14 protein-coding genes are annotated in these 15515 nt (G+C 71.7%); 8 read left to right on the top strand and 6 right to left on the bottom strand.

Going from position 1 to position 15515, the window contains the following annotated elements; genetic code table 11:
* Positions 1 to 52 precede the first annotated feature (52 nt).
* Positions 53 to 565 (bottom strand): Cys-tRNA(Pro) deacylase, encoded by a 513-nt coding sequence (gene ybaK, locus SANBI_RS05375; RefSeq protein ID WP_319159661.1) that lies wholly within the window; start codon positions 563 to 565, stop codon positions 53 to 55.
* A gap of 117 nt (positions 566 to 682) precedes the next feature.
* Between ybaK and SANBI_RS05380 the strand changes: the two genes are divergently transcribed.
* A complete protein-coding gene (locus SANBI_RS05380; RefSeq protein ID WP_319159663.1) occupies positions 683 to 1540 on the top strand; it encodes a PhzF family phenazine biosynthesis protein in 858 nt (285 codons plus the stop codon).
* 7 nt (positions 1541 to 1547) lie between these two features.
* Here the strand turns inward: SANBI_RS05380 and SANBI_RS05385 are convergent, their stop codons facing one another.
* From SANBI_RS05385 to SANBI_RS05395, 3 genes are read right to left on the bottom strand one after another with little or no spacing between them, the layout of a single operon-like run.
* Positions 1548 to 4166 (bottom strand): DEAD/DEAH box helicase, encoded by a 2619-nt coding sequence (locus SANBI_RS05385; RefSeq protein WP_408669740.1) that lies wholly within the window; start codon positions 4164 to 4166, stop codon positions 1548 to 1550.
* A 58-nt stretch (positions 4167 to 4224) separates the two neighbouring features.
* On the bottom strand, positions 4225 to 5136 hold the full coding sequence (locus tag SANBI_RS05390) for a 3-methyladenine DNA glycosylase (RefSeq protein ID WP_319159666.1): 912 nt from the start codon (positions 5134 to 5136) through the stop codon (positions 4225 to 4227).
* A gap of 6 nt (positions 5137 to 5142) precedes the next feature.
* Positions 5143 to 5670, bottom strand: coding sequence for a MarR family winged helix-turn-helix transcriptional regulator (locus SANBI_RS05395; RefSeq protein WP_319159668.1), 528 nt, complete (start codon positions 5668 to 5670; stop codon positions 5143 to 5145).
* A gap of 66 nt (positions 5671 to 5736) precedes the next feature.
* Between SANBI_RS05395 and SANBI_RS05400 the strand changes: the two genes are divergently transcribed.
* Complete coding sequence (locus SANBI_RS05400) at positions 5737 to 6948, top strand: FAD-dependent monooxygenase (protein ID WP_319159670.1); 1212 nt, start codon at positions 5737 to 5739, stop codon at positions 6946 to 6948.
* Positions 6949 to 6950: 2 nt separating this feature from the next.
* Here the strand turns inward: SANBI_RS05400 and SANBI_RS05405 are convergent, their stop codons facing one another.
* Positions 6951 to 7934: an aldo/keto reductase gene (locus tag SANBI_RS05405; RefSeq protein ID WP_319159672.1), complete on the bottom strand. Its 984-nt coding sequence runs from the start codon at positions 7932 to 7934 to the stop codon at positions 6951 to 6953.
* A 199-nt stretch (positions 7935 to 8133) separates the two neighbouring features.
* Here SANBI_RS05405 and SANBI_RS05410 point away from each other — a divergent pair, with 199 nt between their 5' ends.
* The 5 genes from SANBI_RS05410 (at position 8134) to SANBI_RS05430 (ending at position 12962) form a co-directional block, all read left to right on the top strand.
* Positions 8134 to 9024, top strand: coding sequence for a methyltransferase domain-containing protein (locus SANBI_RS05410; protein WP_319159674.1), 891 nt, complete (start codon positions 8134 to 8136; stop codon positions 9022 to 9024).
* 21 nt (positions 9025 to 9045) lie between these two features.
* On the top strand, positions 9046 to 9831 hold the full coding sequence (locus SANBI_RS05415; RefSeq protein ID WP_319159676.1) for a fumarylacetoacetate hydrolase family protein: 786 nt from the start codon (positions 9046 to 9048) through the stop codon (positions 9829 to 9831).
* A complete protein-coding gene (locus SANBI_RS05420) occupies positions 9828 to 10481 on the top strand; it encodes a PH domain-containing protein (RefSeq protein ID WP_319159679.1) in 654 nt (217 codons plus the stop codon). The genes SANBI_RS05415 and SANBI_RS05420 overlap by 4 nt, the downstream gene beginning before the upstream one ends.
* Positions 10482 to 10566: 85 nt before the next feature.
* Positions 10567 to 12096 carry a glutamate--tRNA ligase gene (gene gltX, locus SANBI_RS05425; protein ID WP_319159682.1) on the top strand — a complete coding sequence of 510 codons (1530 nt, stop codon included), beginning with the start codon at positions 10567 to 10569 and terminating at the stop codon, positions 12094 to 12096.
* Positions 12097 to 12119: 23 nt separating this feature from the next.
* Positions 12120 to 12962, top strand: a complete 843-nt coding sequence (locus SANBI_RS05430) for an HAD family hydrolase (RefSeq protein ID WP_319159685.1) — start codon at positions 12120 to 12122, stop codon at positions 12960 to 12962.
* Between the two features lie 133 nt (positions 12963 to 13095).
* Here SANBI_RS05430 and SANBI_RS05435 read toward each other — a convergent pair whose 3' ends face one another.
* The gene (locus tag SANBI_RS05435; RefSeq protein WP_319159687.1) at positions 13096 to 14019 is read right to left on the bottom strand and encodes a LysR family transcriptional regulator; all 924 of its coding nucleotides are present in this window, start codon (positions 14017 to 14019) and stop codon (positions 13096 to 13098) included.
* A 93-nt stretch (positions 14020 to 14112) separates the two neighbouring features.
* Here SANBI_RS05435 and SANBI_RS05440 point away from each other — a divergent pair, with 93 nt between their 5' ends.
* Positions 14113 to 15375 (top strand): YeiH family protein, encoded by a 1263-nt coding sequence (locus SANBI_RS05440; RefSeq protein WP_319159689.1) that lies wholly within the window; start codon positions 14113 to 14115, stop codon positions 15373 to 15375.
* Positions 15376 to 15515 lie beyond the last annotated feature (140 nt).

The following is a 15515-nucleotide window of genomic DNA, read 5'->3' on the forward strand; positions in this document are numbered from 1 at the left end:
GGCTGACCCGGGTGGCCCGTGACGCGGCTGGCCGGGCCCCGGGGGCGGTCGGTCAGTCGCGGGCGATGTCTGCCGTCGTCGCGCTCGTCGACGAGACGAGGTCGGTCGGCGACAGGCCGATGTCCAGCCCGCGACGGCCGCCCGAGACGTAGACCGTGTCGTGGGTGAGCGCGGAGGCGTCCACGACGGTCGTGTGCGGCGTGCGCTGCCCGAGAGGGGAGATGCCCCCGACGACGTAGCCGGTCGCGCGCTCGGCGTCGGCCTTGTCGGCCATGGTGGCCTTCTTGCCGCCGACGGCGTGCGCGAGGGCCTTGAGGTCGAGCGTGCGGTCGACCGGGACGACCCCGACGACGAGGTGCCCGTCGACCGAGGCCATGAGCGTCTTGAACACCTTCGCGGGTTCGACGCCGATCGCCTGCGCAGCCTCGAGGCCGTAGCCGAGGTCGCTCGACGGGTCGTGCTCGTACGGGTGGACGGTGTGCACGACACCGGCCTTCGCGAGCGCGACGATCGCAGGGGTGGCGCCGTGGGCGGCGTGGTCGTCCTTCTTCGCGTGCTTCGACATGTCTCCACGCTAGCCCCTCTGACCGGGGGTGACGCCCTGACCGCTGAGGATGTCTTCGCCTGCCGCATGGTGGGCGGACCCTGGTCGCTGCGGACCGCCCCCGTTAAGGTCGGCCTCATGACTCGCAGCCGTGACTTCGCCCAGGTCGACGTGTTCACCTCCGTGCCCTACCAGGGCAACCCTGTCGCGGTCGTCCTCGACGCCGACGGCATGACTGACGACCAGATGGCGGCCTTCGCCCGCTGGACCAACCTCTCCGAGACCACCTTCGTGCTCCCGTCGCGCGAGACGGGGGCCGACTACAGGCTGCGCATCTTCACGACGCGCGGCGAGCTTCCCTTCGCCGGGCACCCGACGCTCGGCAGCGCGCACGCGTGGCTCGAGGCCGGTGGGCGCCAGTGGGGCGTCGACATCGTGCAGGAGTGCGAGGTGGGGCTCGTGCGGATCCGCCGCGACGGGTCACGGCTGGCCTTCGCCGCACCGCCGCTGCGACGGTCTGGCCCTGTCGACGAGGCGACGAGCGGGCACGTCGCAGCGGCCCTCGGGCTGGACCTGAGCGACCTGCGCGACCTCGCGTGGATCGACAACGGGCCCGGGTGGCTCGGGGTGCTGCTCGCCGACGGCGACGCCGTGCGCCGCGTGCAGCCCGACTACTCCGTGATGGGTGAGCACGACCTCAAGCTCGGTGTCGTCGGACTGTGGGACGCCGAGTCGGCACCGGGGAAGGCGGGCATAGCCGCCGAGGTCCGGGCCTTCATCCCTGGCGAGGGTGCTCCCGAGGACCCGGTCACGGGCAGCCTCAACGCGGGGCTCGCCCAGTGGCTCGTGCCGCTCGGCGTGCTCCCCGGCTCCTACGTCGCAGGCCAGGGCTGGGCCCTCCAGCGCGACGGCCGCGTGCACGTCGAGCAGGACGGCGCCGACATCTGGGTCGGCGGCAGCGCCGTCACCTGCATCCGCGGGACCGTCGAGGCCTGACGGCTCGTCACATCGCCGCGACGTCCGTGACGTGCAGGACGACCTCGCCGGCCTCGTCGCTCGCGTCGAGGTCGACGGTCGCGGTGATGGCCCAGTCGTGGTCGCCGTCGGGGTCGTCGAGGACCTGGCGCACCGACCAGAACCGGGGGTTGCCGTCGACGCCCTCGGTGATCGTGAGCAGCTTGGGGGAGCGGGCCTGCGGGCCGAAGCCGATCGCGTCGTCGCCGTAGTGCTCGAACATCGGGTCGAGGGCGTCAGCCCACGCGTCGGCGTCCCAGCCGTCGGCACCGTCGAGGGAGCCGAGGGTCGAGTACGCCTCGCGGGAGGCGAGCTCGACACGCTTGAACATCGCGTTGCGCAGCAGCACCCTGAAGGCGCGGACGTTCCCGGTGACCGGGCGCACCGGCGCCTCGACGGACGTCCCGTTGAGCGGTGAGTCACCGGTGAGGGTGTCGGCGTCGTCGTCGACGGGGTTCGACAGCCGCTCCCACTCGTCGAGCAGGCTCGAGTCGACCCCGCGGACCAGCTCGCCCAACCACTCGACGAGGTCTTCGACCTCTTCGGTCTTGTGCTCGGTCGACACCGTCTGGCGCAGGGTGCGATACGCGTCGGCGAGGTAGCGGAGGACGACACCCTCGGTGCGGTCGAGCTGGTACTTCGACACGAACTCCGCGAAGGTCATCGCGCGCTCGACCATGTCGCGGACCACGGACTTCGGCGAGAGCTCTTGGTCGGCGACCCACGGGTTGGTCTTCTTGTACGTCTCGAAGGCCGCGGTCAACAGCTCTTCGAGGGGCTTGGGCCACGAGACGTCCTCGAGGGCGGCCATGCGCTCCTCGTAGTCGTAGCCCTCGGCCTTGAGCGCGCCGATGGCCTCGCCGCGGGCGGCCCGCTGCTGGCCGTAGAGCACCTGGCGGGGGTCGTCGAGGGTGGCCTCGATGACCGAGACGACGTCGAGGGCGTGCGTGGGCGAGTCCGGGTCGAGGAGGTCCTGGGCGGCGAGCGCGAAGGGGGAGAGCGGCTGGTTGAGCGCGAAGTCGCGCGGCAGGTCGACCGTGAGCCGGACCGTGTAGCCGCCCTTGCCGTCCGAGACCTTCTCGACGATCCCCGCCTGGCGCAGCGAGCGGTAGATGCGGAAGACCTGGCGCACGTGCGCGGCCTTGTTCTGCTCCGAGTCGTGGTTCGCGGTGAGCAGGTGACGCATGGCGCTCACAGGGTCGCCGCTCGCCTTCGTGCTGCGGGCCAGCACGTTGAGCACGAGGGCGTGGCTCACCGTGAAGTGGCTGGTCAGCGGTTCGGGGTCGGCGTCGCGGAGCCGCTCGAAGGTCTTGTCCGTCCAGTTGACCGCGCCGGCGGGCGCCTTCTTGCGGACGATCTTCTTGAGCTTCTTCGGGTCGTCGCCCGCGCGCTCGAGCAGCTTGCGGTTCTCGATGACGTGCTCGGGCGCCATGACGATCACGTCGCCCATGGTGTCGTAGCCCGCACGCCCGGCCCGCCCGGCGATCTGGTGGAACTCGCGGGCGGTCAGGTGGCGCATGCGCTCGCCGTCGAACTTCACGACGCTCGTCAGCAGCACGGTGCGGATCGGCACGTTGATGCCGACGCCGAGGGTGTCGGTCCCGCAGACGACCTTGAGCAGACCCTTCTGGGTGAGGCGCTCGACCACCCGGCGGTACTTGGGCAGCATGCCCGCGTGGTGCACGCCGATCCCCGCGCGCAGGTACTTGCTGAGGGACTTGCCGAAGCCCGAGGTGAAGCGGAAGTCGCCGAGCTCTTCGACGATCGCGGCCTTCTCCTCCTTGCTCGCGAGGTTGGTGCTCAGCAGCGACTGGGCGCGGTCGACGGCGTCCTTCTGCGTGAAGTGCACGACGTACACGGGCGCACGGTGGGTGTGCACGAGGTCTTCGATGACCTCGCCGAGCGGCTCGACCACGTAGCTGAAGCTCAGCGGGACGGGGCGGTCGACGCTCGTGACCTCGGCGACGGTCCGCCCGGTGCGCTCCTCGAGGTCGGTGCGGAACATCTCGGTGTCACCGAGGGTCGCCGACATGAGCAGGAACTGCGCCTTGGGGAGCTCGAGCAGCGGCACCTGCCACGCCCAGCCGCGCTGAGGGTCGGCGTAGAAGTGGAACTCGTCCATGACCACCTGGTCGACCCCAGGGTCCTCAGCGTCGACACCGCCTGTGCGCAGCGCGATGTTCGCGAGGATCTCCGCGGTGCAGCAGATGATGGGCGCGGTCGGGTTGACCGACGAGTCGCCGGTCATCATGCCGACGTTCTCCGAGCCGAAGACCTCGACGAGAGCGAAGAACTTCTCGCTCACCAGGGCCTTGAGCGGCGCCGTGTAGAAGGACCGCTTGCCCTCGGCCATCGCCACATAGTGCGCGCCCGTCGCCACGAGGGACTTGCCCGAGCCCGTGGGGGTGCTGAGGATGACGTGCGAGCCGGAGACCAGCTCGATGAGCGCCTCTTCCTGCGCTGGGTACAGGTTCAGGCCCTTGTCCTGCGCCCACGACGCGAAGCCCTGGAACAGCTCGTCCGGGTCCGGTGCGGCACCGCCCACCGCGGGCGGGATGTGGTCGAGGAGGCTGATCTGGTACGGCGTCGTGGAGGTCACCCGGACCATTCTCCCAGGTTCGGCGGCGGAGCGGGGTCCGCGGGGCTCAGATGATGAGCCAGCCCGCTCAGGCCGGGACGTCGACGGGCTCTGCACCTGCGAGCAGCGCGTCGCAGGCCTCGACGATGCGGGCCCGCAGCGGAGCGCCACGCTCTGCGAACTCGCGCTGACGCCGCGCGTACTCGGCCTTGCCCTCGGGGGTCTCGATCTTCACGGCCTCCTCGCCGAAGCGTGAGACGTCGTAGGGGGAGGCCTGCATGTCGAGGAGCCGGATGTCGCGGGCGAGCTCGAAGCAGTCGAGCACGAGGTCGCTCGGCAGGGCGGGGACCAGCTTGTTGGTCCACTTGAACAGGTCCATGCCCGCGTGGAGGCAGCCTGGCTGCTCGAGGGCGGGCTGGTCGTCGCGTGTCGGCTGGAGGCGGTTGAGCGGGACAGCCTCGGGGGTGAAGAACCTGAAGGCGTCGAAGTGCGTGCAGCGGATCTGGTGCGACTCGACGACGGCGTCGGTCCCCTCGGCCCCGAGCCGCAGCGGCAGCATGTGCCGGGTGTCCTCGCCCTGCTTGTAGACCATGGCCCACTCGTGCAGCCCGAAGCAGCCGACGTTGGTGGGTCGCCCGGCCGTCGCCGCGACGAGCGCGCGGACGTAGCGGACCGTCGACCCACGGTCGGCGAGGAAGGTCGGGACGTCGACGGCGAGGCCGCCGTCCGGCGTCGGCTCGTACCAGCGCCACGCTGCCCGCTCGGCGAAGTCCTCGGTGCCGCCCGGGGCGTCGTGCAGCGTGACGCCAGCCCCGGGGTGCCATCGGCGCAGCTGCGCGGGACGCGTGGTGTAGTAGGTGAAGAGGAAGTCGTCGATCTCGTGCTTCTCGCCCGCGAGACGGCGCGACCGCCAGCCGGCCGTGAGGGTGTCGGCGTGCTCGGCGTGCGCCGCGGCGAGCGGGGCCCAGGTGTCGTGGGCGAGGGCGGTCTGGGTGAGCACGGCGGTCTATCCCTGCGTCGTCGTACGTGCGTGGTCTGCCTCGGTCGCGTAGGTCTCCATGACCTCGCGGATCCCGGCCAGCATGCGGGTGAGCTGCTCGATCTCGTCCTGCGAGTACGGCTCGAGCAGCGCGGTGATGCGCTCGCCGAGCGGGTCGAAGAACCTGTCGGCGACCTCGTGCACGGTCGAGGTCGAGCGCAGCGTGACGATCCTCCGGTCCGCGTGGCCGCGGCTGCGCTCGATGTGGTGCGCCGTCTCGAGGCGGTTGAGCAGGCTCGACGTCGCGCCGAAGCTCAGCCCGATCCGTTCGCTCAGCCGTGCGGGGGTGAGCGGGGTACCGCGCTCTTCGGCGCCGAGGATCTCGACGAGCGCTGTCGCGTCGGTCCTGTGCAGCCCGGCCCCCGCCGCGAACTCTCGGCCGACCTGGGCGTAGGTGGTGCCGTAGGCGGTGAGGGCCTCGAGCAGCCGATCCGTCGTGGGGCTCTCGTCGGGGTGGGTCGGGGTGCCCGAGGGGTCGTCTGCGCCTGTGGACATGCGGTCAGCCTATCGTGCCGTTATTATTTCAGCATCAAATAACTTCACGAGAGAAGAGAGTGCTTCATGACCACGACACGACGAGTCCTCGTCTCCGGAGCCAGCATCGCTGGCCCTGCCCTCGCCTGGTGGATGCAGCGCTACGGCTGGGAGACCGTCGTCGTCGAGCGCGCTGACGAGCTGCGGACCGCAGGTCAGAACATCGACGTCCGAGGTGCCGGCCGCGAGGTCGCCCGGAAGATGGGCCTCGAAGACGCGATCCGGGCTGCAGGTACCGGCGAGCTCGGGACCCGGTTCGTCGGTCGGGACGGGGGCACCCGGGCCGAGCTGCCCGCAGGCACCGGAGACACCGACGGGGCGACCGCCGAGCTCGAGATCCTCCGTGGCGAGCTCGCCCGGATCCTCGTCGACCACAGCCGTGAGACGACCGACTACAGGTTCGGCACGACCATCGCGGCGCTCGACGACCGCGCGGACGGGATCGACGTCACCTTCGCCGACGGCCGCGAGGAGACCTTCGACGTGGTGGTGGCGGCTGACGGCATGCGGTCCCGCACCCGTCGGCTCGTCGTCGGAGACGCCGCCCAGATCCAGCCGAAGGGCATGTACACCGCCTACCTGACCATCCCGAGGGTCGCCTCCGACACCGACTGGTGGCGGTGGTACTCCGCCCCGGGCGGGCGGTCGGTCACGCTGCGCCCCGACAACCTCGGCACCATCCGCGCGACGTTGTCCTTCCTCTCGCCGCCGCGCGGCTACGAAGACCTCGACGACACCGCGCAGCGGGACCTGCTGTGCCGGCTCTTCGCCGATGCCGGCTGGGAGACGCCCCGGGTGCTCGACGGGCTGCGGCACGCCGAGGAGTACTACTTCGAGCAGGTGGGGCAGGTGCACTCACCCATCTGGCACCACGGGCGTGCGGCCATCCTCGGAGACGCGGCCTACTGCGCGTCGCCCGTGAGCGGCATGGGCACGAGCCTCGGGCTCACCGGCGCCTACGTGCTCGCCGGAGAGCTCGCCTCGCACGTCCACCACCGCGACGCCTTCGCCGGCTACGAGCGGATCATGCGCCCGTACGTCGACCAGGCGCAGGACCTCCCGCCGGGGACGCCGCGGCTGGCGAACCCGAGGACCCGGGCCGGCATCGCCGCGCTCCACGGCGTGCTCGCGCTCGCGGCCACACCCGTGGCGCGGTCGGTCGGCGCACGGCTGTTCCGTCCGCCGGCCGACCGCATCGAGCTTCCCGACTACACGCACCTGGAGCGTGCGGGGGCCTGACGTCAGAACAGTGCGATCTTGTCCGGCCGCGGGAAGATCTCGTCGAGCTCGGCGAGGTCCTCGGCGGACAGCGGGTGCACCGCCGCGGCGTTCTGCTCGACCTGCTCAGGGCGGGTGGCCCCGGCGATGACCGACGAGACGACGGGCTGCGCGGCGAGCCACGAGAACGCGACCTGCACCTCGGTGAGGTCGCGCTCGGCGGCGAAGGCCGAGTACCTCTCGAGGGCCTCCCACGGCGCGGACTCGAGCAGCCCGGGCTTGGAGTGGGTGAGGCGCCCGTCGGCCGGGCCGCCCTCGCGGCTGTACTTGCCGGTGAGCAGTCCGTTGGCGAGCGGGAAGTACGGCAGCACGCCCAGCCTGAAGGCCTCAGCAGCAGGCACGACCTCGAGCTCGGCCCGGCGGTCGATGATGTTGTAGTGGTTCTGGCTCGACACGAAGCGCTCGGTGCCGAGCTGGCGGGCGAGCAGCTCGGCCTCGGCGATCTGCCACCCCGCGCGGTTCGAGTGCCCGATGTACCGGACCTTGCCGCTCGTCACGAGAGAGTCGAGCGCGGAGAGCGTCTCCTCGACGGGCGTCTCGGGGTCGGGGGTGTGGAACTGGTACAGGTCGATGTAGTCGGTGCCCAGGCGGCGCAGCGACGCCTCGACGGACGCGAGGATGTAGCGGCGCGAGCCGCGCGCACCGTGGTCGGGCCCGTTGGCACCGCGGACGTCCATGCCGAACTTGGTCGCGACGACGGCCTCGTCGCGGCGGCTGCCGAGGGCCTTGCCGAGGAACTCCTCGGAGCGCCCGGGCTCTGCGCCGTACACGTCGGCGACGTCGAAGAGGGTGATCCCGGCGTCGAGGGCGGCGGTGACGACAGCCGTGCTGCCCTCGAGGGACTCGGTCGCGCAGTGCTGGCGGCCGAGGTTGTTGCAGCCGAGCCCGACGACCGAGACGGTCAGTCCGGAGCGGCCCAGGTGGCGGTGGTCGATCGAAGAGGTCATGCCCTCGAACGTACGCCGTGAGCAGCCACGCGACCACAGCGCGACCCTGCTGGAGCCGTGCAGCGATCATGCTGCAGCCACCCGGCGCCCGCAGGCCCTGCGGGGCTCAGGTGCACCGCGACCAAGGTCACCCGCCCTGCGGTCCCACCATCCGAGAACAATGTCTCAGAACTGTCACGGTCCCCCTACGGTCGTACACATGACACAGCACAGCGCGGAGCGCACCGGAGCGCCGACCGAGACCGACCGCCAGGCGCCCACAGGTGCCCACGGCAGCGAGCAGTCCCGCGAGTCCGAGTCCTACACGCACGGCCACCACGAGTCGGTCTTGCGGTCGCACAGGTCTCGCACCGCGGCGAACTCCGCGGCGCACCTCGTCCCGCTCCTCCGCAAGGACATGACCCTCCTCGACGTCGGCTGCGGGCCGGGCACCGTGACCGTCGACCTCGCCCGCACCGTGGGACGGGTCGTCGGCGTGGACGCCGCGACAGCCGTCCTCGACAGCGCGCGCGAGCTCGCCGAGTCCTCGGGCGTCGAGAACGTGAGCTTCGAGTACGCCAACGCCTACGAGCTGCCCTTCGACGACGACTCCTTCGACGTGGTCCACGCCCACCAGCTGCTGCAGCACCTGTCCGACCCGATCGCCGCGATCCGCGAGATGCGCCGCGTCACCAAGCCCGGCGGGATCGTCGCCGCGCGCGACGCCGACTACAGCGCCATGACCTGGTACCCGGAGTCCGACGGCCTCACGGAGTGGAACGCGCTCTACCACGAGGTCACCGCCGCCTACGGCTACCAGGCCGACGCGGGCCGACGCCTGCTCAGCTGGTTCCAGGAGGCCGGCTTCACCCCCGAGGCGCTCACCGGGTCGGCGGGTGTGTGGTGCTACGCCTCTCCCGAGTCCCGCGAGTGGTGGGGAGGGCTGTGGGCCGAGCGCTGCATCGAGTCCAACTTCGCCGTCCAGGCCAAGGAGGCCGGGCTGGCCGACGACGTCGCCCTCGAGCAGCTCGCGCACGAGTGGCAGCGCTGGGCCGCGCAGCCCGACGGCTGGTTCTCGGTCCTCAACGGCGAGATCCTGGCTCGAGCCTGAGATCGGCGTAGGATTCCCCGCGTGCGTATCGCGAGATTCACCACAGGTGACGACCCCCGCTTCGGCTTTGTCCAGACCGAGAACGGCAAGGACTTCCTCGCCGTCGTCAACGGAGACCCGCTCTACATGCCGGTCACGCCCACGGGCGAGCGCATCGAGATCGGCGACGGCGTGCGGCTGCTCGCCCCCGTGATCCCGCGCTCCAAGATCATCGGTGTGGGCCGCAACTACGCGGACCACGCCAAGGAGATGGGCAACGAGGTCCCGACGAGCCCGCTGCTGTTCTTCAAGCCGAACACCGCGGTGATCGGCCCTGACGACCCGATCGTGCTGCCCGACTTCACCTCCGAGGCCAGCTACGAGTCCGAGCTCGCCGTGGTCATCGGCCGCATCACCAAGGACGTCACGCCCGAGCGCGCGCTCGACCACGTGCTCGGCTACACGGTCGCCAACGACGTGACCGCCCGGGACGCCCAGCGCACCGACGGCCAGTGGGCCCGGGCCAAGGGATTCGACACCTCGTGCCCCATCGGCCCGTGGATCGAGACCGAGCTCGACACCGAGGCGCTCGGCGTCAGGTCTCGGGTCAACGGGGAGACCCGCCAGGACGGCAACACCCGCGACCTCGTCTTCGACATCGCGTTCCTCGTCTCGTACATCTCCGAGGCCTTCACGCTGCTCCCCGGCGACCTCATCCTCACCGGGACCCCGGCAGGCGTGGGCCCGATCGTCGAGGGTGACCGCGTCGAGTGCGAGGTCGAGGGCATCGGCGTGCTGAGCAACCCTGTCGTGCGACGGGGCGTGTGAGCCACCCGCCGGCAGCACCCGGGCCGCAGGTCACCACCTTCAGCTACGCGCCGAAGAGGGTGACCGCGCTGCTCGTCGGCGTGGCGCTCGTCGGTCTCGGCACCGCAGCCATGCTCGTGCTGCTGGCGCTCGGCCGCGGCGTCGAGCCTCAGCCCGTCCCGCTGCGCGTCGTCTTCGGCATCGTGGGAGCGGCGGTCGCGGTCGGTGCGCTCTGGATGCTGGCGACCGCCGGCGTCCGCCGCCAGCTCGGCGTCGACGTCGGCCCGTCCGGGATCGACGTCGGGGTCGGCCGCGAGACCGTCCATCTGCCCTGGTCGCAGATCGCTGCCGTGCGGTTCCGTGTCTACCTCGACCGCGCCCTCACCCCGCTCGATCTCGTCGACCGGGAGTCCTACCCGCGTCTCGAGATCGCCTTCCGTGACACCGACGCAGCCGAGGCGGCGCTCCCGGCGCTGCGGCGGCTCCGCTCGACGGGGACGACTGCCGAGGGCTACACGCACGGCATCGACGTGGGGACCGGACCGTTCCTCCCGCGGGCCGGGATCGAGCGTCATCTCCCCGAGCTCCAGCAGGCCTTGGCCACGGCGGCCGGTCCGCTCTACCGCGGGGCGAGCGTCGAGAAGCGCTGGTTCGGGAGCCGACGGCGCTGACTGCGCTGTGGGCTGCCCCGCCCGGGGACTGGGTAGGCTGGGACCGTCGCCACGCGACCCCAGCTCCCCGATCTGAAACCCAGGTGTGTACGTGTCCGTCGAGACCACCCCCGCAGCCGTCGCCACGCCCACCGGCAGCGACGTCCGCGTCCGCTTCTGCCCGTCGCCGACCGGGACCCCGCACGTCGGGCTGATCCGCACGGCGCTGTTCAACTGGGCCTACGCGCGGCACACCGGCGGGACCTTCGTATTCCGCATCGAGGACACCGACGCCGAGCGCGACTCCGAGGAGAGCTACACCCAGCTCCTCGACGCGCTGCGCTGGCTCGGGCTCGACTGGGACGAGGGCATCGAGGTCGGCGGCCCGCACGAGCCCTACCGTCAGTCGCAGCGCGGGGACATCTACCAGGACGTCATCCGCCGGCTCGTCGAGGGCGGCTACGCCTACGAGTCCTTCTCGACCCCTGAGGAGACCGAGGCGCGCAACGTCGCCGCCGGCCGCCCCAAGGTCATGGGCTACGACGGCTTCGACCGCGACCTCACCGACGAGCAGAAGGCCGCCTTCCGCGCCGAGGGCCGCGAGCCCGTGCTCCGTCTGCGCATGCCCGACGAGGACGTGACCTTCACCGACCTCGTCCGTGGCGACGTGACCTTCAAGGCCGGGACCGTCCCCGACTTCGTCATCGTCCGCGCGAACGGCCAGCCGCTCTACACGCTGGTCAACCCCGTCGACGACGCGCTCATGGAGATCACGCACGTGCTCCGCGGCGAAGACCTGCTCTCCTCCACGCCCCGCCAGGTGGTGCTGTACCGCGCGCTCCTCGAGATCGGCGTCGCGAAGGTCATGCCGGCCTTCGGTCACCTCCCGTACGTCATGGGCGAGGGCAACAAGAAGCTGTCGAAGCGGGACCCCGAGTCGAACCTGTTCCTGCACCGCGAGCGCGGATTCACGCCTGAGGGCCTGCTCAACTACCTCGCGCTGCTCGGGTGGAGCATCGCGGCCGACAACGACATCTTCACGGTCGACGAGCTCGTCGCCGCCTTCGACATCGCCGACGTGCTGCCCAACCCGGCGCGCTTCGACGTCAAGAAGGCCGAGGCGATCAACGCCACGCACCTGCGCCGCCTCGACGGCGACGACTTCCGCGGGCGCCTCGTCCCGTACCTGCACGCGGCGGGGCTCGTCCCGGCCGACTCCTACGCCGACCTCGCCCCCGAGGTCCAGGCGCTGCTCGACGCGGGTGCGCCGCTCGTCCAGGAGCGCATGACGCTCCTCGGCGAGGCTCCCGGCATGCTCGGCTTCCTCTTCGTGGCCGACGACGCCGTCGTGGTCGAGGAGGCCGCGCGTGGAGCGCTCCGCGAGGAGGCCGCCGAGGTGCTCGACCGCTCGATCGCTACCCTCGAGGCCCTCGAGGACTTCAGCCCGGTGTCCCAGCAGGACGCCCTCAAGGCCGAGCTCGTCGAGGCCATGGGCGTGAAGCCGAAGTTCGCCTTCGCCCCGCTGCGCGTCGCGATCACGGGTCGCCGCGTGTCGCCGCCGCTCTTCGAGTCGATGGAGATCCTCGGCAAGGAGCGTTCCCTCGTCCGCCTGCGGGCGCTGCGGGCCTCTCTGTGACGGGTGACCCGGGCGTGGCCGGGGTGACAGCCTCGACGGGGGCCCTCGCTGGTCCCGCCGTAATCGTGGACGAGCTCGCGCCGGAGAGCGTGCTGGCCACGACCGGTCAGGTCGTCTTCGACGGTCGCGGTCCGCTCGACGGCGTCCTCTTCGACATCGACGACACCCTCGTCAACACGCGCGCGGCCTTCGGCGCGGCGATGGACGGGATCGCCCGGGTCTACCTCTCGCACCTGCCGGAAGACCGTCTCGGGGAGGTCTTGGCGCTCTGGCGCCGTGACCCCGACGGTCACTACCGCGCCTACACCCGCGGAGAGATCTCCCTCGAGGAGCAGCGGCGCCTGCGGGCCAACCAGCTCCAGACGGCCTTCGGGGCCGAGCCGCTCACCGAGGACGAGTTCGTCGCCTGGGACGAGGTCTTCGAGGCCTCGTACAGGGTCGGCTGGGTGGCTCACGACGACGCCCTCGAGACCGTCGCGGCGGTGTCGGCCCTCGGCCTGCGGGTCGGGGCGCTGTCGAACGCGACGACCGAGCACCAGCTGCCCAAGCTCGAGGCGACGGGGCTCGGGCACGTCCCGATGCTCGTCGGTCTCGACACCCTCGGCTTCGGCAAGCCCGACCCGCGGGTGTTCCTCGAGGCCTGCGCGCGCCTCGGGACGGACCCGTCGCGGACGCTGTACGTCGGCGACGAGCTCGACCTCGACGCACGCGCCGCTGTCCGTGCCGGGCTCTATGGCGCCTGGCTCGACCGCCCAGGCACCCGGCGCGGGGGAGTGCACCAGGAAGACCCCGCAGCGGCCTCGGCCGACGGTGTCGTGGTCCTGTCGGGCCTCGACCAGCTCACGGGGTACCTGACGGAAGGCTGACCTGGCCTGCGCGGCACAGACAGCGCAGCTCAGGCGGCCTGACGCGGGCTGCGGCCCCTCGAGAGGGCGTGCCCGTCGGACGGCGTGGCGGACTGCGTGGTCCGGCAGGCGGTGTCCGGCGAGGTCCCGCCCGTCAGGCCCGGGCGGAGACCAGTGCCGCGATCGTGCGGACCGGTGCGGGCATCTGTGCCCCGTCGCGCCACACCATGCGCAGCCGCCGGGTGAGGTCGAGCTCGGGGACGTCGAGGCGCACGAGGGTCCCGCGCTCGACGTCGTCGGCGACGGCCAGCTCGGAGAGCACCGTGACCGAGTCGGAGATGCGGACGCTCGCGACGAGCGCGGCCGTCGAGCCCAGGCTCGGCAGGTGGTCGGGCAGGCGCGACCCGGCCCGGGCGAGGGCCTTCTCGAGGATGTCCCGGGTGCCCGAGCCGGACTCGCGGACGACCAGGCGTGCGGCGAGCAGCTCGTCGACGCTCACGCTGTGCCCGCGCCGCCGGGCCCACGGGTGCTGTCGTCCGACGACCACGGCGAGGCTGTCCCGCTGCACGGTCCGGCTGCGCAGTCCGCGCCGCACCGTCGAGCCCTCGACGAAGCCGAGGTCTGCAGCACCTGAGAGCACCAGCTCCATGACGTCCTGGGAGTTGCGGACGATGAGCTCGACCTCAGGCCTCCCGCGGTCTTCGGCAGCGGTCAGGCGTGCCAGCCAGCGGGGGACGAGGTGCTCGGCGATGGTCATGCTCGCCGCGACGCGGACCCTGTGCGCAGGACCCTCGCGCAGTGCTGCTGCCGCCCTCTCGAGAGCGTCTGAGGCATCGAGCACGGTCCGTGCCCACACGGCGACGGCACGCCCCTCCTCGGTGAGATGACTGCCGCGGGTGGACCTGGAGACGATGTCCAGCCTGAGCGACCTCTCGAGCCTGCTGAGCGTCGACGACGCGCTCGGCTGCGAGATGCCGAGGGAGCGGGCAGCCGCGCTGATCGAGCCGTGGGTGTCGGTGGCGACGAGCACGTCGAGAGCGGCGAGCGAGGTGCGCGGGGTCGGAGCGGTGGGGTCCACCCGTCGATCCTACGGCCGGACATAGCCTCGGACTATGCCGCGAGAGGGAAGCGGGTGTTCCGGCAGGCAGGTCGACCACGCAGGGTGGATCGTGTGACCTCACCTCGTGACCGCTCAGCGCCCGAGCGCATGCGCCGCCCGACTCTCCCGCCCGACCTGCGTCCGACCCGCCGTGCCGGGGTCGTCCCGACGCTCCCTGGGCTCCTGCTGGTCGCTGGTGCTGCTGCGGCGAGCATGGTGCTCGCCGACCTGCTCGTCTCGGCGACCGGGGCAGCGGTGTCTCCGCTCGTCGTCGCCCTGGGGATCGGCGCTGTGCTCGGTACGCTGCGCGCCGTGCCACGAGCTGCTGCACCCGGGGTGGCGTGGGCGGGGAAGCACGTGCTGCGTGCCGGGATCGTGCTCCTCGGGCTCCAGCTCTCGCTCGGCCAGCTCGCGGGGCTCGGGTGGCGCGGGGTCACCGTCGTGCTCGTCACCGTGATCTGCACGTTCCTGCTCACGCTCCGGCTCGGCCGCTGGATGGGTGTCGACCCGCTCACCCGCCTCTACGTCGCGACGGGGTTCTCGATCTGCGGTGCGGCCGCGATCGCGGCCATGAGCGCGACCGTCGGCGGCGCGCGAGGGCCGGCTGGCCGAGCCGTCCCCGGGAGAGGGGCCACGGAGCCCGGGGCGACGGTCGACGGCGACGCAGGCCCGGACGTTCCGGGCGACGGGGACGCCGTCGGCACTGCGCTCGCACTCGTGACGCTCTACGGGACCCTCGCCGTGCTCGTCCTGCCCTGGGTCGTCTCGGCGCTGGGTCTCTCGGACGCGCAGGCCGGCCTCTTCATCGGGTCGAGCGTCCAGGAGGTCGGTCAGGTCGTCGCTGCCGCCGGAGCGGTCTCTGCGCCCGCCCTCGCTGCAGCGACCGTCGCGAAGCTCGCGCGCGTCGTGCTGCTCGCGCCGCTCACCGCACTGGTCGCCGCGCACGGTCGGCGGACCGCTCGTGCTGTCGGGTCAGTCCGCAGTTGCGACGACGACACGGTTGACGGACCTTCCGGGACTGTCGACGGACCTGCCGGGACGGACCGTGGACCTGCCGCAGCAGGCGCGCGCCGCGCGGCCCCTCTCGTCCCGGCCTTCGTCCTGGCCTTCCTCGGCGCCGTCCTCGTGAGGTCGACCGGGGTGCTGCCCGACGCGCTGCTGTCCGCCGCAGACGTCCTCCAGCGGGTGCTGCTCACGGCGGCGATGGTCGCCCTCGGCACGAGCGTCGACCTGCGCAGGCTGGTCCGCAGCGGCGGACGGTCCCTCGGCCTCGGTGCTGTCGCGACGGTCGTGGCGGCCGGGGTAGCGCTGCTGGGGACGCTGCTCCTCGCGTGATGTAGGGCGACGTGACTCGCACGATCGCTCGCCACGAGGCACGCCGTCGGTGGAGAGGTACGCCGTCTGCTGAGGGGAGGGCTGGACGGTCAGCAGGGTGACCGACGACGGTACGCCCTGGCGAGGGGGCGAGCAGCGTC

It is taken from the genome of Sanguibacter biliveldensis (assembly GCF_033798665.1).
Lineage (GTDB): Bacteria > Actinomycetota > Actinomycetes > Actinomycetales > Cellulomonadaceae > Sanguibacter > Sanguibacter inulinus.

Excerpts from the sequence above, each read along its gene's own strand:
- SANBI_RS05410 (WP_319159674.1), top strand. The coding sequence starts at position 8,134 with ATGACACAGCACAGCGCGGAGCGCACCGGAGCGCCGACCGAGACCGAC.
- SANBI_RS05380 (WP_319159663.1), top strand. The coding sequence starts at position 683 with ATGACTCGCAGCCGTGACTTCGCCCAGGTCGACGTGTTCACCTCCGTG.
- SANBI_RS05385 (WP_408669740.1), bottom strand. The coding sequence starts at position 4,166 with ATGGTCCGGGTGACCTCCACGACGCCGTACCAGATCAGCCTCCTCGAC.
- SANBI_RS05400 (WP_319159670.1), top strand. The coding sequence starts at position 5,737 with ATGACCACGACACGACGAGTCCTCGTCTCCGGAGCCAGCATCGCTGGC.
- SANBI_RS05405 (WP_319159672.1), bottom strand. The coding sequence starts at position 7,934 with ATGACCTCTTCGATCGACCACCGCCACCTGGGCCGCTCCGGACTGACC.
- ybaK (WP_319159661.1), bottom strand. The coding sequence starts at position 565 with ATGTCGAAGCACGCGAAGAAGGACGACCACGCCGCCCACGGCGCCACC.
- SANBI_RS05395 (WP_319159668.1), bottom strand. The coding sequence starts at position 5,670 with ATGTCCACAGGCGCAGACGACCCCTCGGGCACCCCGACCCACCCCGAC.